The organism is Catellatospora sichuanensis (assembly GCF_007483665.1).
Classification (GTDB): Bacteria; Actinomycetota; Actinomycetes; order Mycobacteriales; family Micromonosporaceae; genus Catellatospora; species Catellatospora sichuanensis.
In genome coordinates this window covers 231,528-254,733 of sequence record NZ_ML660183.1, presented here as the reverse complement: position 1 = coordinate 254,733, position 23,206 = coordinate 231,528, and the positions used below count along the sequence as shown (strand labels likewise).

Here is a 23,206-nt window from a genome sequence, read left to right as displayed (position 1 = left end):
CACCGAACGTGACGACGGGTGTCCGCGGTCCGGTCATGACCAGGCGGCCGTGCCAGGGCGCGAACCCCTATGCGTGCCGGAAAGTGCCTGGTTGACGCCGCACGGCGGCTGCCTGCGGGTACGGCTCAGGCGTTGACGGGGCGGGTGGCGGTGGACAGCCCGGCCAGTACGGCCATCGCCTGGTCGGCGTCGGCGCAGCCGACGAACAGGTGGTCGTGGAAGTATCCGGCCACCACGTTGCAGCTGATGCCGACGTCGGCCAGGGCGGTGGAGACGGCCGCGGTCAGGCCGACGGCGTCCAGCGCCGAGTGCACCCGCAGGGTGATCCACGATGCGACGAAGTCGTAGGGCAGCCCGGCCGCGTCGGCCTCCGCGCGCATCACCACCAGGGTGGTGCCCTCCGGTTCGGCGACCATGACGACCGGGTGCACCCCCGGCGGGACGTTGCCCGTGACGGTGGTGAAGACGTATTCGTACGGGTGGCGCTGCGGCTGCAGCCCGTGCAGCAGCGCGCCCAGGTCGCGTTCTCCGGTCACGACTGTCATCTTGTCAGCTCCAGGGGTCATCTCAGGTCACTGTGACCACGAGCGTCTGCCAACCTGTCGCGCCGTCGGGGAACGGGTCGGCCCGCTGCTCGGTCTGCACGGCGCCGGTGCCGTCGACGGCACGTACTCGCAGCGTGTGGCTGCCCGCGGTGGTGGCCGGCCAGTCCCAGACCCACTGCACCCAGGTGTCGGTGGACGGGACAGGCAGCAGCCGGGCCTGCTGCCACGGCGTGTCGTCGACCTGGACCTCGACCGCGCTGATGCCGCGGTGCTGCGCCCAGGCGACCCCGGCGACGGTCACCGTGCCTGCCGGGAGCTGCGCGAACGCCTTCGGCCGGTCGATGCGGGAGGCGGTCTTGACCGGGCCCATCGCGGCCCAGCCGCGCTGCACCCAGTACGCGTCGAAGCTGCCGAAGGTCGCCAGCTCCAGTGAGGTGATCCATTTGGCGGCGCCGACGTAGCCGTACAGGCCGGGGGTGAGCATGCGTACCGGGAAGCCGTGGTCCAGCGGCAATGGCTCGCCGTTCATGGCCAGCGCGAGCATCGCGTCGCGGCCGTCGAGCACGGTGGCGACCGGGGTGCCGATGGTGATGCCGTCCGCGGCCCGGGCGACGATCTGGTCGGCGCCGGCCTGCACGCCCGCGGCGCGCAGCAGCGGTGCGAGCGGCACCCCGAGCCAGCGCGCGTTGCCGACGTACGGGCCGCCGACCTCGTTGGACACGCAGTTGAGCGTGATGTCGCGTTCGATCAGCGGCTGCTTGAGCAGGTCGTCGAAGCTGAGTTCGGCGGGCCGGTCGACCATGCCGGTGATCTGCAGGCTCCACTGGCGCGGGTCGACGCGCGGCACGGTGAGCGCGATGTCGACGCGGTAGAAGTCCTGGTTGGGCGTGTAGAAGCCGGGTGTCTGCTCCGGTGGTGGTCCCGGGTCGGCGGGAGCGGGCAGGGTGATCGCGTCGCGGGCCTCGTCTGCGGCCTGGGTGCCGCTGCGCCGGATGATCGACGCGAGCCCGCCCGCCAGAGCGGTGCCCAGTGCCACCAGCCCGGCCGCGATGAGGAACGAGCGCCGTCCGGTGCGGCCTGCTGCGGTCGCTGTCTCGTGGTCCGCCGGGGGAGCGGTCGCAGCCGCCGGGTCCTTCGGCGTTCCTGTGCCCGCACAAGTGTCCGGCTCCGGTGGAGTTCCCGACTCCGTCGCGGCCGCGGCGATGGAAGCCGCCTCGGTCGTGCCTGCGGCGGCATCCGGATCGGGTACCGGGGATGGGGGCGGGGGTGCGGTGACGGCTTTCGGGGCCAGCCAGGCCAGCAGCCCGGCGGAGACGGCTCCGGCGAGCAGGGCGGGCAGGGCGTCGAGCGGGCGGGCACCGGGGCGGGCCAGTGCGGCGGCCGCGCCGACGAGGCCGAGTGCGCCGATCGCGAGCAGCGCGGCGGTCCGGTGGCGCACCGCGAGCACGCCGACCGCGGCGGCCAGGGCCGCGAGTACGACCAGGATGGTGCCGATGAGCAGGGGCTTGTCGTAGGTGCCGAAGGTCGCGACCGCGTATTCCTTCACCGGCGTCGGGGTGGCGTCGATGACGGTGCCGCCGATGGCGACCAGCGGCGAGGACTCGGGCCGCAGGAGCGAGGCGACGAGTTCGGCGGCGGCGATGCCGCCGGCTGCGGCCAGCAGTCCGCTGAGCGCGGGAAGGATCAAACGTCGCATGGGAGTCCTCCTTGGAGGAATCGGGAAGGGCGCCTTCCGCGCGGAAGGCGGGCGGAGCCGGTGCTCGTGCCGCGGCTGCGGCGCAGGCGCCCTTCCCGCCGTCGGTCAGGACGGAGGCATGAGCACGCCGTCGACGAGGTAGACCACGCCGTTGCGGGTCTGGATGTTGCCGCAGACGATCATCGCGGTGTCGTTGACCTTGAATTCGGTGCCGCTGCCGGTGACCGTGATGTCCTGGCCTTCGAGCGTCTTGTGGGTGCCGGCGAGCGCGTCGGGCGCGGTCTTCCCGGCTACCACGTGGTAGGTCAGGACCTTCTTGAGCAGTTCCTTGTCGGCCAGCACCTTGTCCAGGTCGGCCTTCGGGATCTTGGCGAAGGCGTCGTTGGTCGGCGCGAAGACGGTGACGGCCTCGGCGCTGTTGAGCGTGTCGGCCAGTTCGCCGGCCTGGATCGCGGCGACCAGGGTGGACAGCTGCGGGTTGGCCGCCGCCGCGGTGGCCACGGGCTGCTGGGCCATCATCTCCAGGCTGCCCGGGTTGGCCGGGTCGCTGGGGATGCCGGCGCAGGCCGGGCCGAACTCGCCGCCGGTGGCAGGCAGGGACGGCAGGGCCGTGGGCACGCTGGTCGGTACGCCGCTCGGCAGTGCGGTCGGCTGCGTGGTCGCCGCCGTGGTCCCGCCCCCGCAGGCGCTGAGCGCCAGCGAGAACGAGAACGCGGCGACGGCCGCGAGCGCGGTGAGTTTCCTCTTCCGGTGCATGACGGTGGTTCCTTTCCTCCGGTTAAAACCTCCACCGGTGATTCGACACTGAACCCGTCATGGTTTGGAGCGATTAGCGCGATTTTTGTCTGTTTTTTTCTATTTCATGGGGATCTCAGCGATGATGGGCAGTGTCGGACTGGCCGAACCGCCCGCCGGCTCCACGGTCACGCCCATCGCGTCGGCGGCGTTCACCCCGCTGACCAGGTGCGTGGCGGTGCCCTGCCCGGCGGCGAGCACTCCGGCCGAGTGCGGAGTCGTGCCCTCCATCAGCCAGAACTGGTACGCCTTCTGCTCACCCGGCGAGTGCGTGGCCAGCAGGATCACCGCGGCGTCCTGACTCGGCGAGGCCACCACGGTGACCTTGCCGCCACCGGCCACGTCGGAGGTGCGCACCGTCGCATCCTGCGCGGTCAGCACCGCCTGCGTGCGCGCCAGTTGCTGCTGCGCCGCCTGCGCCGCGGCCCGCTCGTCACGCACCCGCTGCTCCTGTACCGCCCACGTCGACCCGCCGACCAGCGCCGCGACCAGCAGGCACGCGGCAGCGGTCAGCGCCGCCGGATGCCGCCACCAGCGGGCGGGCTCGCGCCGCCCGCGCACCGGCCGGGCGGGCGGGATCTGGCGGGTGCGCCGCACCGCGGCCAGCACGTTGTCCCGCATCGCGGGCGGCGGCACCGACCAGGCGTCGTCGGCCAGCCGCGCCACGGTCTCGTTCAGCTCGGCCACCTCGGCCGCGCACGTCTCGCACCCGCGCAGATGCTGGATGAAGGTCTCGCGCTCGGCCTCGTCCAACGCGTGCAGCACATACGGACCGGCCAGGGAGTGGATCTCACTCATGCCGACACCTCGCTACCCTCGCTGCCGGCATACCTCATGATGGGCTCGCTCATGCCGACACCTCCACGCCGAGGCAGTCGCGCAGCCGGATCAGGCCGTCGCGCATGCGGGTCTTCACGGTGGGCAGCCCGGCGCCCAGCAACTGGGCGACCTGCTGATAGGTGTAACCGCCGTAGTAGGCCAGGGTGATCGCCTCGCGCTGCAGGTCGGTCAGGGTCTTGATGCACCGGCGTACCTGCTGGCGCTGCAACCGCGCGGTGGCCTGCTCGACCACCTCGTCGGCGGGCGTCTGCGTCGCCTCCGGCGCCATCCGCTGCACCCGGTCCAGCGCCGCCTGCTCGGAGCGCACCCGGTCCACCGCGCGGCGGTGGGTGATGGTGAAGACCCAGCCGGTGGCCGAGCCGCGGGCCGGGTCGAACCGGCTGGCCGTGCGCCACACCTCGACCAGCGCCTCCTGCGCGACCTCCTCGGCCTGCGCCGGGTCGCGCACCACGCGCCGGGCCAGGCCGTAGACCCGCGGCGCGACCAGCTCGTAGAGCCTGGTGAAGGCGGCCTCGTCGCCGCGGGCCACGGCCCGCAGCAGCGTCTCGGCGTCGGTGGGCGCAGCCACGTCGGGCACGCTCGACAGCCGATCGGGCCGTTGGTACGGCTGTTCGTCACCGTTCACGGTTCCGCCCTTCCGGCATGGATCTGTTCACCCGTCACTTGCGTATCACCGATGATTCGGCGCCGGACCCGCCGCGGATGGGTCCGATCTCGTCTACCACCCACTGCGATCATCGCCCGCTTCGTGTCGCCACCGCGACAGGAAGGAGAACGACGGTCACGTGAAGGCCGACATCGATCAGGTGATCCACCTCTCAGGGGAACGCGCCTGACCAGGTCATCTGCGTATCGTCAGGAAACGGAACCGTACCGTTCCGCATCTCCCTTCCCCCGGAGCCTGTCATGAGCCGTGCCCGCGTGCCCGCCGGAGCGCCCCTGTGCGCCGCCGTGCGCGAGCTGCTGTGCGAGGTCGGCTACGACAAGATGACCATGGACGCGATCGCGTCGCGCGCCCACATGAGCAAGGCGACGCTGTACCGGCACTGGCCGGGCAAGCCCGAGCTCGTCGCCCAGGTGCTGCGCCAGCAGCAGGCCGAGGACGTCGTCCCCGCCGACACCGGCAGCCTGCGCGGCGACCTGATCGAGCTGCTGTACGCCGCGGCGCGCTGCGTCGTCGACGAGGGCCCGCTGATCCACGCACTCTCGTTCGCGATGCAGACCGACCCCGAACTCGCCGGAATCGTGCGGGGCCAGGTGTACCCCGAGATCCACCGGCACACCGAAGCACTGCTGGAGCGCGCGGTGCAGCGCGGCGAGATCAAGCCGCAGCCGTTCGACAGCCTCTTTCCCGACCTCGTCACGGCGCAGCTGATGGCGAGGCACCTCGGACACGGCCGGCCGCTCGACGACGAGTACCTGGCCCGGGTCTGCGACGAGGTCCTGCTCCCCGTCCTGGCTCGCTGAAACACCCTCCACCGAAAGGCACGACGATGACCACCACGGTCTCCCGACCCCAGGCAGCGGAGCCCTCCGCCGCCCCGAATCCGCGGCGCTGGCTCGCCCTGACGATCATCGCCATCGCGCAGCTGATGGTGGTGCTCGACGCGACCATCGTGAACATCGCCCTGCCCGCCATGCAGGTGGACCTCGGCATCACCGACGCCGAGCGCCAGTGGGTGCTCACCGCGTACACGCTGACCTTCGGCGGCCTACTGCTGCTCGGCGGCCGCATCGCCGACTACTGGGGCCGTAAGCGCACCTTCATCGCCGGTGCGATCGGCTTCGCGGCCGCGTCCGCGCTGGGCGGCCTGGCCTGGGACGGCCTGAGCCTGTTCGCCGCGCGCGGCCTGCAGGGCGCGTTCGGTGCGCTGCTCGCCCCGGCCGGTCTGGCGCTGCTGACGGTGCTGTTCACCGACGCCAAGGAGCGCGCCAAGGCGTTCGCCGTGTACGGCGCCATCGCGGGCGGCGGCGCGGCGGTCGGCCTGCTGCTGGGCGGGGTGCTCACCGAGTACGCCGACTGGCGCTGGTGCCTGCTGGTCAACATCCCGATCGCGGTCCTCGCGATCGCGGCGGCGATCCCGTTCGTGCCGGAGAGCAAGGCCGAAGGCAACACCCGCTACGACATCCCCGGCGCGATCGCGGTCACCCTGGGCCTGGTCGCCCTGGTGTACGGCCTGACCAAGGCCGCCGAGCCGGAGCACGGCTGGGACTCCCCGGAGGCGCTGGCCTACATGGGCGGCGGCCTGCTGCTCCTGATCGTGTTCGTGATCATCCAGAAGTTCTCGAAGAACCCGCTGCTGCCGCTGCGCATCCTGCTCGACCGCAACCGCGGCGGCGCGTACCTGTCCAGCACCCTGACCGGTGCCGGGCTGATGGGCGCGTTCTTCTTCCTGACGTTCTACTTCCAGGGCGTGCTCGGCTACACCCCGATCGAGGCCGGTCTGGCCTCGCTGCCGATCTCGGCGGGCGTGTTCATCTCCGCCGGCATCGCCAGCCAGCTGCTGCCCAAGCTGGGCGCGAAGCCGCTGATGATCGCCGGTGCGGTGCTGGCCGCGGGCTCCATGCTGTTCCTCACCCAGATCGGCGTGACCACCTCGTACGCCACCCACGTGCTGCCCGGCGCGATCGTGCTGGGTCTGGGCCTCGGCTTCACGTTCGTGCCGCTGTCCAGCCTCGCGCTGGTCGGCGTGCCGCAGCACGACGCCGGTGCGGCCAGCGCCACCCTGAACGCCACCCAGCAGGTGGGCGGCTCGCTGGGCGCGGCGCTGCTGAGCACGTTCGCGCTCAACGCGACCTCGGACTACGCGGCCGAGAACCTCAAGCCCGGGATGGACCCGCAGATGGCGGGCTTCGTCCAGGCCGAGGCAGCGGTGCACGGGTTCGCGACGGCGTTCGCGTGGGGCGGCGGCCTGCTGGTCGTGTCCGCGATCGTGATCACCGTGCTGATCAAGGTCCGCAAGTCGGACCTGCCCGTGGAGGGCGCGGTCCACGTCGGCTGACGCCACCGTCCCGCTTGCTGTAGACGCTGGCCTATCTCATCGAATTCGACCGACGAATTTTCGATGAGATAGGCCAGCGTTTATGTAAATCGCGCGGCGCGGTCAGGCGCCCTTGGGCGGCTTGGTGGAGCAGCCGTTCTTGCGTTCCCAGGTCTGGAGCTCGGTGACGGGGGACTTCGCAGCGCCCTTGCGCCACGCGTCGAGGTAGCGCCAGGGCCAGATCACGCCGCGGCGGATCCACCAGTCGCCGGTGCGCGCGCACACCGGGGACATGCCGAAGTGCAGGTGGCAGGCGCTCGCCAGGCCGGTACGGCCGACCTTGCCCAAGGGCTGTCCCGCCTTGACACGGGCCCCGGCGTGGATCTTCGAGTCGATCGCGGAGAAGTGCGAGCCGTAGTAGCGCACGCCGTCGTCGCCGAGCAGGGACACGGACTTGCCGCCGCGGGTCGCGCCGTCGTCGGTCTTCGGGTCGTAGAGGTCCACCGGCGAAATCTCCAGCACCACGCCGTCGATGACCGCGACGACGCTCGCGCCGCACGGCGCCATGATGTCCGTCGCCTGGTAGTCATGGTGGCTGCGCCCGTAAGAGGTCTTGCCCAGCACAGGGAAGACGTGGTGGACCGCGGACGGCGACGAGGCGGGGGAGGGCGAGGGTGTGGCGTCCGGTGTCGCGGTCGGAGCGGGCGTGGCCGCCGCGGCGGGCGTGAACACAGGCCTTTGCGCCGGCCCGCCGCACGCGGCGAGCGCCAGGACGGTCACGAGGCCCAGCGGTACAAGGTGGGAACGCACCCGGCGACCCTACTCCCGCGGGTCGGGTCGGGCGTCGTGTGCGCTGGGCGTGCAGGAATGCGACAGTGGCCATCGCGACGTCGGCGGCGCGGCTTCGTGTACACAGGATGTCCACGTCCTTCGGGGACGGCCGTCGATGCGGGTGACGCCCGCAGGCCCGTCACGTGTCCGTCGGGCGTCACGCCGCAGATGCGGGTCGGCGCATGGGCTTGAGGAGGCCGGATGAGGTTCGAGCGGTCCGAAGCCGCACGGGAACGCTTCGTCCGCCAGCAGAAGCGGCTGCACCGGGAACTGCTCGACAGCGGCCTGCCGGTGTTCGCACTGACGGGCCCGGCGCTGCCCGGTGTGGAACGGTTCGGCGGCTTGGGACTGTCCGACGACCGGATCACCACCGTGCGGGTCGTGTACGGGGAAGGCCTGACGCTGCCCTGGGCCGCCGTGGAGACCGCCCGCCGGGCCGGCACGCCGATCGGCTTTGCCCCGCTGCGCGGGGAGGTCGAGCACTGCATGCGCGGGCACGGTCACCGGATCTCCGACGTCGAGTGGACCGAGGGGGACACCACGGTGGTCGTCGACGGCGTGCCCGTGGCCGGGCGGGTCGTACGGGCCGGAAGCCGCTGGTGGGCGGCTCGCTGCAGCCTCGAGGACGTCGAGATCACCGTGGTCGCGCGTGACTGGCACCCCGAGGTGCTCAGCGCGCACACCGTCATCGACCTGACGGCGATGCTTTCACGGGTGCACGTTGGACCGCCGACGGCGCCGCCGGATCCCGGTACGGGGCACCACGAGCGGGAGATCCCCGAAGACCTCGCGGGCGAGCCGCATCGTGCCCTGGTGGACCTCTCCCTGCGGCTGGGCCGTGAGCGTGCGGCGTGGCTGGCCGACGGCGGCCCCGGGCCGCAGCTGCCGGGCTACTGGCGCACACTGTGGCGGGCGGCCGTGCGGCGGCAGATGGACCTGGCCGACCAGTCTGAGCCGGTGGCCGACCAGGCGGTCAGCAGCACCCTGGCGCAGCTGTCGACGCTGCAGGACAAGGCCGAGTGGTTCCGTGACGACGCCCGCCTGCGGGAACGGGCGGTCGCCGAGACGCTGCTGTTCGGCACCGGCATCAGTGAGGCCGTGTCCAGCGTCGCCGCGCAGCGTGCCTGGCTGCACCGTGAGGAGACCGTCCGCCGCCGGGATGTGCCGATCCAGGTCCGTGCGGCCGTGGACGAGGACTGGTTCGAAGCCTGGTCCGCCTGGGCCGACGGCCACGCCGCGCAATCGGCCGGCTGACCGCAGGTCACTCGGCAGGTGAGGTTAAGAAGGTGCCCTTCCATTACGTATGGCGATAAGAAGGTGCCCTTCCTTCGTCAGGGGCCGCGGTCGATGTAGCGGACGACGGTGCCGAACAGGCGGTCGTGCCAGGCGCGGCGTTTGTCGTCGGTGAGCACGCCGATCATGCCGATCAGCCACAGCACGGGGATGGCCAGGCCGACGAGCGCGCGCAGCAGGGCGCGGCAGAACCCGACGTGGCGGCCGTCGGTGCGGCGTACGACGGTGCCGAACAGCAGCGCGCCCAGGGTCTGGCCGGTCATCCACCAGCAGGCCGTGAAGTAGACGACCGGTAGCACCGCGGCGACCACCGCCGACGCGGCCTTGAGCCAGCCGGGGGGCTCGCCGGCCAGCGCGGACCACACCGCCGGTACGCCGGACACGGCGAAGGACGAGGCGACCGCGAGCAGGCCGGCGTCGATGGCCAGCCCTGAGATCCGGGAAACCATGCCTGCGTAGGGTGGATGTTGGCCAGCCGCGGTCACCGATCACCGTTCGTGCTGTGGCGGTGGAAGACGCGCCGGAACGAGGACTCGATCCGGTCGTCGGCGGTCGCGGAGGTCTCGCGCAGTTCGTCGGTGGCGTTGGCGAGCACGCCGCGGCTCTGCTCGGTGATCAGTTCCTGGAGCCGGGGGTCGCGGGTCATGTCGTCGATGACGACGGGGATGACCTTGCGTCTGATCTCGGGGATGGCGCCCTCGACGAGCCGCGGCACCACGCTGTTGATCAGGTATGGCATCAGGTTGTCCACCATGCGCGGCACGATCGACTTCTCGACCCAGGTCAGGCTCTCGTCGACGGTGTCGCGCAGCGCGACGGCCGCGGCGGCGCGGCTGGAGACGAGCGTGTCGCGCCCGCGCAGCCCGGCGGCGGTGACGACGTCGCGGGCGGTGTCGATCGGGGAGGCCGAGGGCAGGGCGGCGCGGGTCGCCCCGGCCAGCCGCCGGGCCTGGTCGCGGGTGGCCTCGCCGACCCGGGTCCCGGTGCGTACGGCGAGGTCGAAGCTCTGCTGGGTGAGGCCGACGGCGATGGCGACCGGTGAGCGTGCGCTGGTGGGGGAGGGCTCGACGCCACTGGTGAGCAGGTCCTCGATGCGGGCCTGCTCGGCAGGGTCGACCGGGCCGGTGAGTCGGCGGAGTCGTTCGGCGACGAGCATCGCGGCGCCGAGGGCGAGGCCCGGCACGCCATGCCGCGCCCTCGCGGGATCGGTCATAACATGAATTTACTCCAGACCGTCACATAGCGGTGTGAATGCCCAAGTATTACCCGTCGGTAATCGGTGTTCGCGGCCGGCGTTCGCGCGGCGCGGGCAGAAACGCCCGGACGGGGCGGCCCGTTTCCGGGCGCACACAGGTTTACAGCGGTGGAGCGGGCCACGGCGGCCCGCCGCAACGCTGGAGGCGGCACTTGTCCCGGTTCTTCGACGGCGTCTGGTCGTGGCTGGTCGCCGCGGCGGCCGAGACCTCCTGGCGCGAGCTGATGCCGCTGGGCCTGGCCGGCGCGTTCGTATGGGGGCTGTGGCTCTACCGGGTGCTGCTGTCGCGCCTGGACCGGCCGATCCTCAACGACTTCCGCACCACGGTGTCGGTCGTGGTGCCCTCCTATCGCGAGGATCCCGACATCCTGCTCGAATGCCTGCGCAGCTGGCTCGCCCAGAACCCCGACGAGGTCGTCATCGTGCCCGACGTCGGCGACACCGAGGTGCTGCGGCGGCTGGCCGCCGTCGACGACCCGCGGCTGTGCGTGCTGCCGTTCACCCACCGCGGCAAGCGCTCGGCACTCGGCGTCGGCATCCGCGCCGCCCGCGGCGAGCTCGTCGTGCTGGTCGACTCCGACACGCGCTGGCAGCGCGGGCTGCTGGCGGCCGTGCAGATGCCGTTCGCCGACCCGACCGTCGGCGGCGTCGGCACCCAGCAGAACGTGCACCAGCGCGGCACGAGCATCTGGCGGCGCGTCGCGGACTGGCTGGTCAACCTGCGCTACTACGACTACGTCCCGGCGATGGGCCGGGCCGGGGCGGTCGCCTGCCTGTCCGGGCGCACCGCCGCGTACCGGCGCTCGGTGGTGATGCCCGTGCTGGACCACCTGGAGAACGAGTTCTTCCTCGGCCGGCGCTGCGTGGCCGGCGACGACGGCAGGCTGACCTGGCTGGTGCTGGCCTCGGGCTATCGCACCGTGCACCAGTCGTCGGCCCGGGCGATGTCGATGTTCCCCGCGACGTTCTCGGCCTTCGTCAAGCAGCGGGTGCGCTGGAGCCGCAACTCGTACCGCTGCTATCTGACCGCGTTGTGGAAGGGCTGGCTGTGGCGTACCCCGCTGGTCACGAAGATCACCGTGCTGCAGATCCTGCTGACCCCGGTGACCATGGGCATGGCCCTGGGCTACCTGCTGCTGTCGCGCCTGGAGCTGAGCCCGCGCGGCGCGGTGGTGGTGCTGTTCTGGCTGCTGGCCGGCCGCGGCATCCGCGGCTGGTCGCACCTGCGCCGGCATCCGCGGGAACTGCTCATGCTGCCGCTGGTCGCGGCCGTCGTCATCGCGATCTCCCTGCCGATCAAGCTGTACGCCTTCGCGACCATGAACCGGCAGGGCTGGCTCACCCGCGGCGCCGACCGCATCGGCGGCGACGGCCAGGCCGCGAGCACGCTGTCGGCGTCCCCGCCCACTCCCGCCGGGCGGCGGGCCGTGGCCGTGCCGTCGGAGGCGGCGTGATGCGCCCGGCCCGCCCCGCGGCGACCGCGCCCGCCCGCTGCACCAAGGCCGTTGCCGCGCTCCGCGGCTCCTCGGCCAGGGCCGCGGCCGTGCTCGCCCTGCTGCTCACCGCAGGTGGCGCCGCAGCCGCCGCGCCCGCGTCCGCGGCCCCGACCGCGGCTCGTCGCGCCGCCGCCGCCGACACCGCGGCGGCCGACTCCGAGCGCCAGGCCGCGCTGGTGGCCGCCGAGGACCGGTGGCTGAACCAGGTGCGTGCGGTCAGCGCCGTCGCGCCGCTGCGCGACCTGCTCAGTCGCGCCCCGGGCAGCACCACGCAGAAGTGGGACCGGCCCTACCGGCTGGACACCGCAGGCGGCTACACGCTGGTGCTGACCGCGCGCACGGCCGCGTACACGGTCGACGACCTGCTGCGCCTGGCACCGCAGACGTTCGTCCGCCAGCCGCAGGGCGCGTACCTGCTCACCGAGAACATCTACGTCAACTCCGGGGCCCGGCTGAAACTGGCCCACCCCGGCGGCCTGGAACTGCGCCTGGCCAGCCGCAGCAGCGGCTTCGTGGCCATCGTGTCGTTCGGCGGCGGCCTGACCCTGGCGGGCACCAAGCAGGCCCCGGTGCGGGTGACCAGCTGGGATCCGCGCACCGGCAAACCCGACACCGAGGTCGGCGACGGCCGGGCCTACCTGCGGGCCATCGGCGGTCACTTCGCGATGAGCCATACCCGGGTGTCCCACCTGGGATTCTGGAGCGGCCGCACGGGCGGGGTGAGCCTGACCGGCACGGACCGGCCCGACACCGGCGCGGTCGAGGGCCCCGACGCCGCGACCCCCGGACGGCTCCTGCCGGGCGAGGTGCGCGTCCTGTCCGGGGGCCGCGTCGCCACCCCGGACAGCCGTTTCACCGTACCCAGCCTGTCCTACGTTTCCGGCGCCATCAGCGACAGCGAGCTCATCGGCAACGCCTACGGGCTGTTCGTGTCCAGCGCCGACGGCATCAAGATCACCGACACGACGGTGCGCGACAGCCTGCAGCACGGCGTGATGCTGCACCGCTTCGCCACCAACGCCGTCATCGAACGGACCGTGTCGAAGAACAACGGCGGCGACGGCTTCCTGCTCTCCCGCGCCACCCAGCAGGTGCGCATCACCAACACCACCGCCGAACGCAATGGCGGCAACGGGTTCACCCTCAGCGGCCGGCCGCTCGCCGACGGCCCCTCGGCGTCCGGGCAGTCCACCGCCGGGTACGGCGCCAACACCGTCTCGCACAGCACCGCCCGCGGCAACGGCCACTACGGCTTCGAGATCCTCGGCGGCATCGCCGTCAGCATCCAGGAGAACCAGGTCGAGGGCGGCGACATGGGCATCGTGGCGCGGCTCGGGGCCCGCGACCTGACCGTCACCGCCAACCGGCTCAAAGACCAGCGCCGCCAGGCGATCGCGATCCGCGACGGCGTCGCCAAGGCCCGCATCACCGGCAACCTCATCGAGAACACCCGGACCGGGGTGTACGTGCGCGACTCCGTCGCCGAGGTCCGCGGCAACACCATCCACGACGCGAACAGCCACGGCGTCACCTTCGTCGGCGCGGTCGGCGGCTCGGTCGTCGCGGGCAACGCGATCACCGGCGTCGGCCCCAGCGCACTGGACACCGGCCGGGCCGCAGGCAAGGTCACGTTGCGCGACAACCAGACCGACGCCTGGCTGGACACCAGCACGCTCTGGGCGCGGGTGCGCCACTACGCCAGCCCGATGACGCTGCTGTGGACCGCGATCCTGCTGCTGATCGTGGTGCTGGCGTTCCGGCGCCGCCGCGACGACCACGGCCACCCGTACGCGGCGACGAAACCGCTGTTCCCCCGCGACGGCGGCGCACCGCCCGGCACACGGCCCGAACCCGGCCGGCACAGCCCGCGCGAGGTGGCCCGCGGCCGGGCCCGGGTGCCGGTGATGGCCGAGTGAGCAACCCGACCACCGACGTGCCGGACACCAGCGAGCCGGAGGCCCGTCGGCCGGGGCAGCGCCCGCGCGGGCTTGCGTGGGTGCTGCCGTTCGCCGCGACGTCGCTGCTGGCAGGGATGCTCGTCCTGCTGCTCATGGCGCTGGCCGCGTGCGGGCGGCCACAGCCGGGAGCGTCCACCGGACCCGGTGCCACCCCGCCGTCCAGGGGCGGCGGGTCCACGCCCGGCACCACGACCTCGACGGCAGGCACGCCGGCGGGCACCACGGCCGCGCCTGCTCCGGGCCGGTCTCCTATCCGGCCCGCTGAGGCCTGCCCGCTCGCCACGGTGACCGTGGGCGACGCATCCGCGCTGGCCGCGGCGCTGGCGCGGGCCCGGCCCGGCGACAGCATCAGGCTCAACGACGGGGTGTACGAGGGCCGCTTCGCCGTCACCACCCCCGGCACCGCCGCGAAACCCGTGCACCTGTGCGGCGGTGCCGGTGCGGTGCTCGACGGCGGCGGCACCGGCCACGGGTACGCCCTGCACCTGCACGGCGCGGACCACTGGCGGCTGACCGGGTTCACGGTCCGCAACGCGCAGAAGGGCGTCATGTTCGACGGCACGAGCCACGCGGTGCTCACCGGCCTGACCGTGGAACACGTCGGCGACGAGGCGATCCACCTGCGCGCCTTCAGTTCCGACAACGTGGTGCAGCACAGCACCGTCCGCGCCACCGGCCTGCGGAAGGCGCAGTTCGGCGAGGGCGTCTACGTCGGCACCGCGGCGGGCAACTGGTGCGACGTCACCGGCTGCGAGCCCGACCGCAGCGACCGCAACATCATCCGCGGCAACCGGATCAGCGCCGTGACCGCCGAACCCGTCGACGTCAAGGAGGGCACCACCGGCGGGACCGTCGAGGACAACACGTTCGACGGCGCGGCCATGACCGGCTCGTTCGCCGACTCGTGGGTGGACGTCAAAGGCAACGGCTGGCTGATCCGCGGCAACACCGGCCGCCACTCGCGCGGCGACGGCTTCCAGACCCACCGCGTCGCCGACGGCTGGGGCGACCGCAACGTGTTCACCCGCAACACCGCCGACGTAGCCGGGCCGGGCTGGGGCTTCCACCTCGCACCCGTCGCCGCGAACATCGTCGGCTGCGACAACACCGTCACCGGCGCCACGAAAGGCCTGGCCAATACGACCTGCCGAAAGAAATGGTGAAGCCCGGGAGATTGTCCCTCTCCCGGGCCTCGGAGTGCCGCCGAATTGCACACACCAGCACGTTTAAGCGAACGGGTCAGCCGTGAAGACCCCGTGTCTCTACCGTTTGGACTACCGCACCAGGAAAGAGGTGCGGGCCGGGCTCGAACCGGCACCTCGGGGATTTCGCCCGTACGCGGTCGATCTGGTGTTCGGCGGCGAATGCTGAGTCTGGAGCGAGAATCTGAGTCTGATCGCGGCTGCCTCTGCCAGTTGGGCTACCCCCGCAGGTGGTGCAGGGGGTGGGACTCGAACCCACACTGTGACCGCGTTGTTCAGTTTCGGCTTCAACTTCAGCTTGCGCTTCCGCGCCCCCCGCCCTCCGGCGGGGAGTTCATGGGTCAGGCGAACAGGTAACCGAAGACCCGGTCGCCGACGTGCTTGTCCACCGCCTCCGCGTTGTTGGCCTCCTCGCGGGCGAACTTGACCGCCTGCTGCAGCTTCTCCACCCGCTCCAGCAGCGTCGACACCCGCTTGGCCGGCAGCGCGCCGGAGAACTTCACCGTGGTCCAGTAACCCACCGCGATGTCCTCGTAGTACACCTCGACCTGCGCCGGGTGCTTCTCGGTCGCCTCGGCCTTGACGTGGTTGCGGGGCACCTTCTTGGTGCGGATGGTGCGCACCGGCTCCGTCGACCAGCAGTCCGCGGAGTCGCTGAACACCCACGACTCGGCGGCATCGAGCACCGGCAGCTTCTTGACGAACGTGTGCAGGTCGGTGAGCTGCTTCTCGAGGAACAGCAGGTAGGTCACCGGCACGTCGGACACCAGCACCCGGTCGTCGACGACCACGTCGGCGCGGGCCACGCAGTTGGTCGCGTCCTTGGCCGCGGTCACGTCGAACAGCCGGGTCAGGGTGGTGCCGATCTGGCGCAGCACGTCCTCGGCGCGGGTCTGCACCTTCGTGGACTCCGGCGGCAGCTGCTCGCCCTCCTCGTCCTTGGCCTGGTACGTGCGCGAGATGCCCGACAGCAGCGCAGGCTTCTGCACGGCGTGGTGGGCCTCGGTCAGGTCCTGGAACGAGCGGCTCTTGATGCCCTTCTCGACCGCGATGATCTGGTTCAGCTTCGCCATGAAGTGTTCCTCCCGGGGAGTGACGCTAAGGGATCACCCGGTCGAGCGGCAATCCGGATTCCCGCCACCCCGACTGAGTTGATCAAGTACGGTGAACTCCTGGCAGAGTCGGGGGTGGTCGGCCGTGGTGATCGGCTTTGCGATGCTGGCCACCGGATTCGTCTTCGTCTGCGGCGCCAACGACGGCGCGGCCCTGCTCGCCCTGGCCCTGCGCCAACGCGAACTGCCGCTCTACGGCGTGCTGGCCGTGCTGCTGGCCGCGATCATCGCCGGTCCCGCGCTGTTCGGCCTGGCCGTCGCGCACACCTTCACCGACCGCCTCGTCGACGCGGGCGGCGTCCGCGGGCCGCTGGTCGTGCTCGCCGGTGTCGGCGTCGCGCTCGCCCTGGTGCTCGGCCTGGCCTGGCGTGGCGTGCCGACCAGCGTGACCCTGGCCGTGCTCGGCGGCCTCGCCGGGGTCGGCGCCGGGCTGGGCGTGCCGCCCGCCTGGTCCACACTGGCCGTCGTGCTCGCGGTCGCCGCGCTCGCGCCGCTGGTCGGCGGCGGCCTCGGCTACCTGCTCGGCCTGGCCGCCCGCCGCCTGCCGACCAGCTCCCGGCTGCCCCGCGCGATGCGGTACGCGCACGTCACCGCGTTCGCCGGGCAGAGCCTGGCGTATGCCGCCAACGACGGGCAGAAGATGTTCGCCGTGGTCGGCGTCGCGCTCGGGGTCGCCCATCAGGCTCCCGGCATGCAGGCCCCACCGCTGCTGCTGCTGTGCGCGACGGCGGCGGTGTTCGCGGCCGGGGCGGTGCTGAGCCTGCGGCGCATGGCCCAGGGCGCGACCGGCGGGCTCACCCCGCAGCGCCCGTGGACCCTGGTCACGGCCGGTCTCGCCTCGGCGACCGCGGTGTTCGGCAGCGCGGGCATCGGCGTGCCCGTCAGCATGACCCAGTCCGCCACCGCGGGCCTGGTCGGCGCCGGAGCCAGCACCGGCGTGCGCCGCATCCGCTGGCAGTTCGCCACCCCGGTGCTGACCGCCTGGCTGGTCACCGTGCCCGCCAGCCTCACCCTGGGGTATGCCGCGGGCCTGGCGCTGCGGAGCACGCTGTGAACCCGGCCGGGAGGCGGCCGTGATCAGGCTGCGGCGGGTGCTCGACGACCTCGCGGGGCGGGCCCCGAAGCGGGTGCTGGCGATCGTGCTGGCGCAGATCGACGCCGCCCTCGAAGGGGTGGCGCTGGCGGTCATGGTGACCATCGGGGAGGTTGAGCCGCCGCTGGCCCGGCTGCGCATCGCCGAGATCGAGCACGACGGCGACGCCCACCGGGGGCGCCTGGTCGCCGAGCTGGCCGCGACGCTGACCACGCCGATCGACCGCGAGGACCTGTTCCGGCTGTCCCGTTCCGTCGACGACGTGCTCGACCACCTGCGCGACTACGTACGCGAGACGGACCTGTACGGGGTGCGTCTGGACCACAACGCGGTGGCGATGCTGGAACAGGTCGCCGTCGGCCTGCGCGACCTGCGCCGGGCGCTGGATCGCCTGGTCGATCGCCCGGTCGAGGCCGCGGAGGCGGCGCTGGCCGCGCACAAGCGCTCCGGCCGGGTGCGCCACCTCTACGCCCAGGGCCTGGCCGAGCTGCTCAGCGGCGAGGTCACCGGCCGGGTGCTCAAGCAACGCGAGCTGCTGCGCCGCCTCGACGTGGTGGGGCTGCGGCTGGCCGAGTGCGCCGATGCGCTGGCCGACGCGATGCTCAAACGGAGCCTGTGACCGCGGGCGTCACTTGTCGTTCGAGCCCGGCCCGACCCAGCGGCCCAGCGGCCGGTCGGTGGAGTTCTCGTCGTCGTCCTTCTTGGGCCGCTCGACGGCCGCCAGCAGGCCGGCCAGTGCGCCGCTGCCGATGCCGCTCTTGGACAGGCGCTGGTCGAGTTCGGTCGGGCCACCCGAGCCGGCGTCGGTCAACGCCAGCATCTGGGCGGCCTCCTCTGGGCTCAGCCCGTACTCGGCGCTGACCTCGTCTGGGTGGGCACGGGCGTGCGCGGCGAACTCGGGGTCGATCGCCATGCGTTCGACGACCTCAGGGAACCGGGACATGATCTAGGGTCCTTTCACTGGGTGGTCCATTGTGCGGTGTTGGTGGGACATCGTCCACACGTGGTCCCGATGACGACGGTCACGTGACAGCGCGTCCTGCGGCATCATGGTGGCATCGACGGGGAGGCCGAACGATGTTGCTGACAGTCGTGGGATGCGCCGGGTCGGTGCCCGGTCCGGACAGCGCCGGGTCCTGCTACCTGGTGGAGCAGGCCGGGCACCGGCTGTTGCTGGACGTGGGCACGGGCGCGGCGGGGCCGTTGCAGCGGCACTGCGATCCGGCACGCCTGGATGCGGTGCTGATCTCGCATGCGCACGCGGACCATTGCTCCGACCTGAGCGCCATCGCCTACCTGCGCCACCGGGTCGAGGCGGCGCCGCTGGACGTCCACGGTCCGGCGAACCTGCGTGACGAGCTGAACTGGCGGCATCCCGCGCCGCAGTTCCGCTTCCACGATCTGCCGTCGGGGCTGCTGCGTTCCGGGCCGCTGGAGGTCACCGTCGCACCGGTCGAGCACGGCATGGAGGCGTACGCCTTCCGGGTCGGTGACGCGCTGTGCTACACCGGCGACACCGCGCCCTGCGAGGCGCTGGACAAGCTCGCGCAGGGCTGCGAGGTGCTGCTGGCCGAGGGTGCGGGCTTCGACGATACGGGCGTGCCGCGGCACCTCACCGCGGGCGAGGCGGGGCGGCTCGCGGCGCGGGCCGGGGCGCGCCTGCTCGTGCTGACGCACCTGCGTTCCTGGTTGGACCACGGCCGCCTGCTGGACGAGGCCGCCCGGCACGCCGGCTGCCCCGTGGTGCTGGCGCAACCGGGCCTTCGCCTGCAGCTCTAGCGCTCGGTGGGCCGGCTCCGAGGACTCGTATAGTCACGTGGTGAACGTGGAGCAGGTTCGGGACGCGTATGCGTCCATCGCAGACCTTTACATCGACATGTTCGGCACGACCCAGCAGGTGGATGCCGAGGACCTGGCCTTCATCGGGCGGCATCTGTCGATCCGGCCCGGCCAGGTGCTCGATCTGGGCTGCGGCCCCGGCCATCTCACCGACCACCTCCGGTCGCTCGGTGTCGACGCTGCGGGGATCGACCCGGTTGCCGAGTTCATCGCCCATGCGAAGGCGGCGCACCCGAACGGTAGGTACCGGCTCGGGTCGATGAACAGCCTCGCAGCGCCGACGACGGTTCCATCGCCGGCATCCTGGCCTGGTACTCGCTGATCCACCTGCCGCCCCAGGATCTCGACGGCGTGCTCGCCGAGTTCCGGCGGGTGACGGCCCCGGGCGGCACGCTGGTGGTCGGTTTCGTCTACGGCGACGACGTCTCCGCCTTCGACCACAAGGTCGTGACGGCCTATCGCTGGCCGGTCGACGAGTTCTCCGCGCGCCTGGCGCGGGCCGGCTTCACGGAAGTCGATCGGCAGCATCGGCCCGGTGACGGCACCCAGCGGCCGCAGGCCGCGATCGCGGCGGTGTTGGGCGAACCCTGAGCCGGTTCGGGGCGCACTCGAATGCGTCTCGGGAGACGAACCCGTCCCGGGACGCATTCGAGTCTGGAGACCCGGCCGTCGCCGGTCCCGGCGGTGGAGGTCACCGGCGGCGGTCCAGGCCGGCCAGGTTCCAGGCCAGGCGGTGGCGGAAGGCGGGGATGCGGCCGAGCAGCCCGAGTGCCAGGTTGCGGGCCGGTCGCCAGGCGGCGCGCATGGTCGCCAGGGCGGTGAGCCGGTCGGCCAGCGCGACGACCTTGCGGGCGTGCGCGCGGTGCGTCGCGGCGTACTCGTCGAGCAGGTCGGGTGAGGCGCCGTCGAGGACGCGGGAGAGCGTGTCGCCGAGGGCGGCCGCGTCGTCGATGCCGAGGTTCATGCCCTGGCCGCCGGCCGGTGAGTGGACGTGGGCGGCGTCGCCGGCCAGCAGCACCCGGCCGTGGCGGAAGGTGTCGGCGATGCGGTGGTGCACCCGGAATCGCGAGCCCCACACCACCTCGTGGACGACGACCGGTGCGGACTGCGGCCCGCGGGTGTCGAGCAGGTGCTGTACGAACGCGACGTCGGGGTGTTCGGGTGCGGCGTCCACGGTGGCGACGATGCGGTGCGTCCCGCCGGGCAGCGGGGCGACGACGACCATCCCGGCCGGGGAGAAGTAGAGGACGACCTCGGCGTCCGTGGCGGATCCGCCGAGCCGGACGTCGGCCAGCGAGAACGACTCGGCGTACGTGCTGCCGGTGAAGCCGATCCGGGCGCTTTCGCGGACCGTGCTGTGCATGCCGTCGGCGCCGATGAGGTACGCGGCGCGGATCTGCCGCCCGTCGTCGAGGGTCGCGGTGACCCCGGTGCCGTCCTGCTCGACGGTGCTGACCGTGGCGGGGCGCAGCACGGTGCCGCCCAGCTCGTGGAGCCGGGCCAGCAGGGTTGCCTCGGTCTCCGCCTGGGAGATCATCAAGGTGTACGGGAAGGGCGTGGGCAGCCCGCCGAACGGCACGGCGACGAGCAGCCGGTCGCGGTCGCGGATGGTGAATCGCGATGCGGGGATCCCGTGGCTGTTCAGCGTCGCGGTGACGCCGTAGGGCTCGAGCACCTCGAGGGTGCGGGCGTGGACGACGGCGGCGCGGGACGTGTTGGCGCCCTCGGCCTGCGTGTCGACGACGGTGACGGTGTGTCCGCGCTGGGTCAGCACGACCGCCGCGGTGAGTCCTGCGGGGCCTGCGCCGACGATGAGCACGTCGACTGTCGGGGTGGACATGGTACCTCCAGGTCAACGATTGTTGGCCAACATCTGTTGACTTCGACGTTAGACCTGGCCCGAGTTGATTGTCAACACGTGTTGGCCTACAGTTGTTGACATGCGGCGCACCTCGGCGGAAACAAAGTCGATCATCCTCTCGGCGGCACGTGAGCGCTTCGCCGCCGACGGATACGAACGGGCCACCATCCGCTCCATCGCCGCCGACGCGAAGATCGACCCGGCCATGGTGATGCGCTACTTCGGCAGCAAGGAGAAGCTGTTCGCCGCCGCGGCCGAGTTCGACCTGCGCTTCGACGCCCTCGCCGACGTCCCGCGCGAGCAGCTGGGAGCGGCGTTCGTCCGGCACTTCCTGCGCCAGTGGGAGGCCGGCGAGGCGCTGCAGGTGCTGCTGCGCACCGGCATCACCAACGACGGCGCGGCCGAGCGGATGCGCGAGATCTTCGCCGGGCAGCTCGCCCCGAGGATCGCCGCACTCACCGGGGACCCCGCGAGTGCACCGGTGCGTGCCGCGATGATCAGCGCGCAGATGCTCGGCATCGGCCTGGCGCGATACATCCTGCAGTTCCCGCCGGTGGTGGGCATGTCCGAGGACGAGCTGGTGTCCTGGCTCGGCCCGACGATCCAGCGCTACCTGACTGCCGATTGAACTCGCAGGCCGCCAATTCCCGTCAGCCCGCGGGGCGCGCTTGACGAGACGGCTACCCTCGGCCATTGATGAGGGACAACAAGCGGCACCGAGGCTGGCGGAAACCGCGGCGGAAGCTGACCGCCGGACTTGTCCCGGTTGCGGGCCGCGTTCCCGCCGCACCGCCTGGTCTGTCCCGGTTCAGTCTGTCCTATGTGATTCTCGGGCTGCTCGGAATCGCCCTCTGCTGCGTCGGGCTGGGCGGATCCTGTCTGCTGTTCCAGGAGCTCGGCGCGCTCATCGGCGGCGATGCGGGGGTGGTCGTCGTGTCCGATTGCGGGCGGACCAAATACGAGTGGGACTGCTACGGCCAGTTCCGTGCCGCCGACGGTTCCTACACGATCGACGAGGTTTCGCTGTACGTCGACGACGCGGCGACGCCGCAGCCCGGCGATGAGCTTCCGGCGAAAGTCTTCGGCGAGGCCGCGAACCAGGCCGTGACCCCAGGCAACTGGGGAAACATCGTCCCCTATCTGATCATGGCGGTCGGGCTCGGCGGGATCGGCGTCGGTTCGCTGTGGATGTGCTGGCAAGCCCCGAAGCGGTCCTGACCTACGCGTCCGGCTACCTGCGCATATCCCCATCTGCCGCTGCCGTGCAGGTTCCCTGGGGTGTTGCGATGGTCAGCCCATCCGCTCCAGCCACGGCGTGCTCGCCTTGCCGAACGGCTCGGCATGGGCGCGTACCGCGGCGAGCAGGTCCTCGGCCGTGCGCCGGGCTGCGGCGACCACGTCGTCGGGGTAGCCGAACGCGGCCCGGTGCTCGTCGAACTCGTCCTCGTCGAGCAGCAGCACGTCGCCGGACTCTCGGCGGCGTACCACGTCGAGGTCCAGGTCGATCGAGACGACCTCGTCGGGGCCGTGCCACACCGGCCGGTCGGAGACGTCGATGTAGATCTCGGTGCGGTGCGGGGCGGCGTTGAACGCGGCCACCCAGTCGCCCTCGTGCGGGATCAGCACCACGTGGGTGGCCGGGATGAACACGGCCGGTTCGGCGCCGCGCCGCCACGGCGTGTGCCGGGTGGCGCCCAGCCAGACCCCGTGCTCGTCCTCGCCGAGGCGGGGCAGGGTCGCGTGCCAGTGCAGCCGGCCGTCGTACTTGCGGGCCACCACGCGAACGTCGCCGGGCCGGGGGGTGAGGTCCTTTTCCAGCCAGTGACTGGCGTTGGGGTTGCCGTTGTAGTCGCCGATCTCGTGGTAGCCGCTGGTCTGGTAGATCCGCAGTGCCTCGGGCTGCCGGTCGCCGGTGTCCAGCCGGATGCGCCGGTAGCCGCGGCGGCGGGCGACGTCCTCCAGTTCGGCCATCAGGGTGCGGGCCAGGTTGCGGCCCCGTGCGGCCGGGCGCAGGAAGACGCGGCGCACCTCGGCGGTGTGGTCGTCGCTGCGGCGCATGCCGCCGCAGCCGACCGGCTCGTCGCCGTCGTACATCACCAGCCAGGTGCCGTCCGGGGCGCGCAGCTCGGCGAGGTCCAGCGGGGGAGGGGCGGTGGCGGCGCCGGCGTACCGGGCGGCGATGTCGGCGAAGAACTCCGCGATCAGCTCCCGCGACACCGGGTCGTCGGCGTCCTCCAGCACGATGCGCACCTGCGACACGGCACGGCCCCCCTCGGTTCGGTTCAGGTCGAGAATGCCCTACACGCCGGGTGAGGTGACGGGCGGCTCCCTGTCGCGATGTGGACGCCGGACGAACTTCGCCGCGGTGGCGGGCAACACCTACGGTGGGTGGGCGCGTCCTCTGGGGGG

23 protein-coding genes and 1 pseudogene are annotated in these 23,206 nt (G+C 72.1%); 12 read left to right on the top strand and 12 right to left on the bottom strand.

What is annotated here, in order from left to right; genetic code table 11:
• Positions 1-125 precede the first annotated feature (125 nt).
• The 5 genes from FLL47_RS01105 to sigK form a co-directional block, all read right to left on the bottom strand.
• Complete coding sequence (locus FLL47_RS01105; protein ID WP_144118493.1) at positions 126-536, bottom strand: ACT domain-containing protein; 411 nt, start codon at positions 534-536, stop codon at positions 126-128.
• A gap of 31 nt (positions 537-567) precedes the next feature.
• Complete coding sequence (locus tag FLL47_RS01100) at positions 568-2,241, bottom strand: molybdopterin-dependent oxidoreductase (protein ID WP_144118492.1); 1,674 nt, start codon at positions 2,239-2,241, stop codon at positions 568-570.
• 105 nt (positions 2,242-2,346) lie between these two features.
• A complete protein-coding gene (locus FLL47_RS01095; protein WP_144118491.1) occupies positions 2,347-2,997 on the bottom strand; it encodes a fasciclin domain-containing protein in 651 nt (216 codons plus the stop codon).
• 99 nt (positions 2,998-3,096) lie between these two features.
• Complete coding sequence (locus FLL47_RS01090; RefSeq protein WP_144118490.1) at positions 3,097-3,834, bottom strand: anti-sigma factor; 738 nt, start codon at positions 3,832-3,834, stop codon at positions 3,097-3,099.
• A gap of 49 nt (positions 3,835-3,883) precedes the next feature.
• Positions 3,884-4,501 carry an ECF RNA polymerase sigma factor SigK gene (gene sigK / locus FLL47_RS01085; protein ID WP_144118489.1) on the bottom strand — a complete coding sequence of 206 codons (618 nt, stop codon included), beginning with the start codon at positions 4,499-4,501 and terminating at the stop codon, positions 3,884-3,886.
• 281 nt (positions 4,502-4,782) lie between these two features.
• On the opposite strand from sigK, the gene FLL47_RS01080 reads away from it, so the two are divergent.
• Positions 4,783-5,343, top strand: coding sequence for a TetR/AcrR family transcriptional regulator (locus FLL47_RS01080; protein ID WP_144118488.1), 561 nt, complete (start codon positions 4,783-4,785; stop codon positions 5,341-5,343).
• Between the two features lie 26 nt (positions 5,344-5,369).
• Positions 5,370-6,878 carry an MFS transporter gene (locus tag FLL47_RS01075; protein WP_144118487.1) on the top strand — a complete coding sequence of 503 codons (1,509 nt, stop codon included), beginning with the start codon at positions 5,370-5,372 and terminating at the stop codon, positions 6,876-6,878.
• Positions 6,879-6,980: 102 nt separating this feature from the next.
• Here the strand turns inward: FLL47_RS01075 and FLL47_RS01070 are convergent, their stop codons facing one another.
• Positions 6,981-7,667: a M23 family metallopeptidase gene (locus tag FLL47_RS01070; RefSeq protein ID WP_144118486.1), complete on the bottom strand. Its 687-nt coding sequence runs from the start codon at positions 7,665-7,667 to the stop codon at positions 6,981-6,983.
• 222 nt (positions 7,668-7,889) lie between these two features.
• Between FLL47_RS01070 and FLL47_RS01065 the strand changes: the two genes are divergently transcribed.
• Positions 7,890-8,942 carry a hypothetical protein gene (locus tag FLL47_RS01065; protein WP_144118485.1) on the top strand — a complete coding sequence of 351 codons (1,053 nt, stop codon included), beginning with the start codon at positions 7,890-7,892 and terminating at the stop codon, positions 8,940-8,942.
• Between the two features lie 77 nt (positions 8,943-9,019).
• Here FLL47_RS01065 and FLL47_RS01060 read toward each other — a convergent pair whose 3' ends face one another.
• Both FLL47_RS01060 and FLL47_RS01055 read right to left on the bottom strand, forming a co-directional pair.
• Positions 9,020-9,430, bottom strand: a complete 411-nt coding sequence (locus FLL47_RS01060; RefSeq protein WP_144118484.1) for an RDD family protein — start codon at positions 9,428-9,430, stop codon at positions 9,020-9,022.
• A 32-nt stretch (positions 9,431-9,462) separates the two neighbouring features.
• Entirely contained in the window at positions 9,463-10,194 is a 732-nt protein-coding gene (locus tag FLL47_RS01055) for a hypothetical protein (protein ID WP_144118483.1), read from the bottom strand.
• A 194-nt stretch (positions 10,195-10,388) separates the two neighbouring features.
• Between FLL47_RS01055 and FLL47_RS01050 the strand changes: the two genes are divergently transcribed.
• Genes FLL47_RS01050 through FLL47_RS01040 form a run of 3 tightly spaced genes read left to right on the top strand, consistent with a single transcriptional unit; the run spans position 10,389 to position 14,853 of the window.
• Positions 10,389-11,690 (top strand): glycosyltransferase, encoded by a 1,302-nt coding sequence (locus tag FLL47_RS01050; protein ID WP_144118482.1) that lies wholly within the window; start codon positions 10,389-10,391, stop codon positions 11,688-11,690.
• Positions 11,690-13,648, top strand: a complete 1,959-nt coding sequence (locus tag FLL47_RS01045) for a right-handed parallel beta-helix repeat-containing protein (RefSeq protein ID WP_144118672.1) — start codon at positions 11,690-11,692, stop codon at positions 13,646-13,648. Before FLL47_RS01050 ends, FLL47_RS01045 begins: the two co-directional genes overlap by 1 nt.
• Positions 13,645-14,853 (top strand): right-handed parallel beta-helix repeat-containing protein, encoded by a 1,209-nt coding sequence (locus tag FLL47_RS01040; RefSeq protein ID WP_246157418.1) that lies wholly within the window; start codon positions 13,645-13,647, stop codon positions 14,851-14,853. Before FLL47_RS01045 ends, FLL47_RS01040 begins: the two co-directional genes overlap by 4 nt.
• A gap of 380 nt (positions 14,854-15,233) precedes the next feature.
• Here the strand turns inward: FLL47_RS01040 and FLL47_RS01035 are convergent, their stop codons facing one another.
• Positions 15,234-15,965, bottom strand: coding sequence for a DUF7873 family protein (locus tag FLL47_RS01035; RefSeq protein WP_144118481.1), 732 nt, complete (start codon positions 15,963-15,965; stop codon positions 15,234-15,236).
• A 124-nt stretch (positions 15,966-16,089) separates the two neighbouring features.
• Here FLL47_RS01035 and FLL47_RS01030 point away from each other — a divergent pair, with 124 nt between their 5' ends.
• The gene (locus FLL47_RS01030; RefSeq protein ID WP_222105929.1) at positions 16,090-17,058 is read left to right on the top strand and encodes an inorganic phosphate transporter; all 969 of its coding nucleotides are present in this window, start codon (positions 16,090-16,092) and stop codon (positions 17,056-17,058) included.
• 19 nt (positions 17,059-17,077) lie between these two features.
• Positions 17,078-17,716, top strand: a complete 639-nt coding sequence (locus tag FLL47_RS01025; protein ID WP_222105928.1) for a DUF47 domain-containing protein — start codon at positions 17,078-17,080, stop codon at positions 17,714-17,716.
• Between the two features lie 9 nt (positions 17,717-17,725).
• Here the strand turns inward: FLL47_RS01025 and FLL47_RS01020 are convergent, their stop codons facing one another.
• Positions 17,726-18,040 (bottom strand): hypothetical protein, encoded by a 315-nt coding sequence (locus FLL47_RS01020; protein ID WP_144118480.1) that lies wholly within the window; start codon positions 18,038-18,040, stop codon positions 17,726-17,728.
• 134 nt (positions 18,041-18,174) lie between these two features.
• On the opposite strand from FLL47_RS01020, the gene FLL47_RS01015 reads away from it, so the two are divergent.
• Entirely contained in the window at positions 18,175-18,876 is a 702-nt protein-coding gene (locus FLL47_RS01015; protein ID WP_222105927.1) for an MBL fold metallo-hydrolase, read from the top strand.
• A 40-nt stretch (positions 18,877-18,916) separates the two neighbouring features.
• Positions 18,917-19,527, top strand: a pseudogene (locus tag FLL47_RS01010) (class I SAM-dependent methyltransferase).
• Positions 19,528-19,627: 100 nt separating this feature from the next.
• Here the strand turns inward: FLL47_RS01010 and FLL47_RS01005 are convergent.
• The gene (locus tag FLL47_RS01005; RefSeq protein WP_144118479.1) at positions 19,628-20,776 is read right to left on the bottom strand and encodes an FAD-dependent oxidoreductase; all 1,149 of its coding nucleotides are present in this window, start codon (positions 20,774-20,776) and stop codon (positions 19,628-19,630) included.
• Between the two features lie 100 nt (positions 20,777-20,876).
• On the opposite strand from FLL47_RS01005, the gene FLL47_RS01000 reads away from it, so the two are divergent.
• The gene (locus FLL47_RS01000) at positions 20,877-21,425 is read left to right on the top strand and encodes a TetR/AcrR family transcriptional regulator (protein ID WP_144118478.1); all 549 of its coding nucleotides are present in this window, start codon (positions 20,877-20,879) and stop codon (positions 21,423-21,425) included.
• 194 nt (positions 21,426-21,619) lie between these two features.
• Positions 21,620-22,015, top strand: a complete 396-nt coding sequence (locus FLL47_RS00995) for a hypothetical protein (RefSeq protein ID WP_144118477.1) — start codon at positions 21,620-21,622, stop codon at positions 22,013-22,015.
• A 72-nt stretch (positions 22,016-22,087) separates the two neighbouring features.
• On the opposite strand, the gene FLL47_RS00990 is transcribed toward FLL47_RS00995, so the two are convergent.
• Positions 22,088-23,056, bottom strand: a complete 969-nt coding sequence (locus FLL47_RS00990) for a GNAT family N-acetyltransferase (RefSeq protein WP_144118476.1) — start codon at positions 23,054-23,056, stop codon at positions 22,088-22,090.
• Positions 23,057-23,206: the final 150 nt, after the last annotated feature.